Raw genomic sequence first — 526 nt, 5'->3', positions numbered from 1 at the left:
CCAAGGCCAAGTCGCTCCTCGCAGACGCCGGCTACGCGGGCGGCCTCACGATCGTCATGCCGAGCACCTCGCTCATCGGCCCGGCGATCTTCACCCTCGTCCAGCAGCAGCTCAAGGACGTCGGCATCACGGTGAACTACACCGACACCGGCACGAACTTCATCGCCGACCTCCTCGCCCCCAAGTACGCCGCGTCCAGGATGCAGCTGCAGCAGGACAACGACTGGGCGCTCGTGAACTTCGAGATCACCCCGACCGCGACCTTCAACCCGACCAAGTACCAGGACCCGAAGGTCGACGCGTTCGTCGCGACCATCCTGAACGGCAGCAAGGACGAGTCCGACGCCGCGCTCAAGGACCTGAACGCCTACGTCGTCGAGCAGGCCTGGTTCGCCCCGTGGTACCGCGTGCAGTCCAACTACGCCACGGATGCGAAGACGAAGGTCATCCCTCAGGTCGGCAACGCCTACCCGTACCTCTGGAACTTCACGCCCGTTTCCTAGCCGCGGCATGGTCCCGTCATAGA

General features: G+C 64.6%; 1 pseudogene. It reads left to right on the top strand.

Annotated features, from left to right (window positions below):
* Nucleotides 1-503 (top strand): annotated as a pseudogene (locus QN345_RS19750) (peptide ABC transporter substrate-binding protein); the annotation flags it as partial.
* Between the last annotated feature and the right edge of the window lie 23 nt (nucleotides 504-526).

It is taken from the genome of Cryobacterium sp. 10I1 (genome assembly GCF_035019805.1).
Lineage (GTDB): Bacteria > Actinomycetota > Actinomycetes > Actinomycetales > Microbacteriaceae > Cryobacterium > Cryobacterium glucosi.
The sequence above is the reverse complement of the archived record's forward strand: the minus strand, read 5'-3'. Positions and strand labels throughout refer to the sequence as shown.